The organism is Rossellomorea sp. LjRoot5 (assembly GCF_964253455.1).
Taxonomy (GTDB): domain Bacteria; phylum Bacillota; class Bacilli; order Bacillales; family Bacillaceae_B; genus Rossellomorea.
This window is the reverse complement of sequence record NZ_CAXUQN020000003.1, coordinates 1-1,223: the sequence shown is the minus strand read 5'-3', so window position 1 is coordinate 1,223 and position 1,223 is coordinate 1. Positions and strand designations below refer to the sequence as shown.

The window sequence follows — 1,223 nt, the reverse complement described above, 5'->3', positions numbered from 1 at the left end:
GGTTAAGTTATGAAGGGCGCACGGTGGATGCCTTGGCACTAGGAGCCGACGAAGGACGGGACTAACACCGATATGCTTTGGGGAGCTGTAAGTGAGCTTTGATCCAGAGATTTCCGAATGGGGGAACCCATTGTTCGTAATGGAACAATATCCTTACTTGAATACATAGAGTATGGAAGGCAGACCCAGGGAACTGAAACATCTAAGTACCTGGAGGAAGAGAAAGCAATTGCGATTCCCTGAGTAGCGGCGAGCGAAACGGGATATAGCCCAAACCAAGAGGCTTGCCTCTTGGGGTTGTAGGACACTCTATACGGAGTTACAAAGGAATGAAGTAGACGAAGAAGTCTGGAAAGGCTCGTCAAAGAAGGTAACAACCCTGTAGTTGAAACTTCATTCCCTCTTGAGTGGATCCTGAGTACGGCGGGACACGTGAAATCCCGTCGGAAGCTGGGAGGACCATCTCCCAAGGCTAAATACTCCCTAGTGACCGATAGTGAACCAGTACCGTGAGGGAAAGGTGAAAAGCACCCCGGAAGGGGAGTGAAATAGAACCTGAAACCGTGTGCCTACAAGTAGTCAGAGCCCGTTAACGGGTGATGGCGTGCCTTTTGTAGAATGAACCGGCGAGTTACGATCCCATGCAAGGTTAAGTTGATAAGACGGAGCCGCAGCGAAAGCGAGTCTGAATAGGGCGAATTTAGTATGTGGTCGTAGACCCGAAACCAGGTGATCTACCCATGTCCAGGATGAAGTTCAGGTAACACTGAATGGAGGTCCGAACCCACGCACGTTGAAAAGTGCGGGGATGAGGTGTGGGTAGCGGAGAAATTCCAATCGAACTTGGAGATAGCTGGTTCTCTCCGAAATAGCTTTAGGGCTAGCCTCATGTGTAAGAGTCTTGGAGGTAGAGCACTGTTTGGACTAGGGGCCCTCATCGGGTTACCGAATTCAGACAAACTCCGAATGCCAAAGACTTATCCATGGGAGTCAGACTGCGAGTGATAAGATCCGTAGTCGAAAGGGAAACAGCCCAGACCACCAGCTAAGGTCCCAAAGTATACGTTAAGTGGAAAAGGATGTGGAGTTGCTTAGACAACCAGGATGTTGGCTTAGAAGCAGCCACCATTTAAAGAGTGCGTAATAGCTCACTGGTCGAGTGACTCTGCGCCGAAAATGTACCGGGGCTAAACGTATCACCGAAGCTGTGGATTGACACCTCT

1 rRNA gene is annotated in these 1,223 nt (G+C 49.9%); it reads left to right on the top strand.

The features are described from left to right. Positions 1–1,223 (top strand): 23S ribosomal RNA (locus tag ACSQ2E_RS22815); the annotation flags it as partial.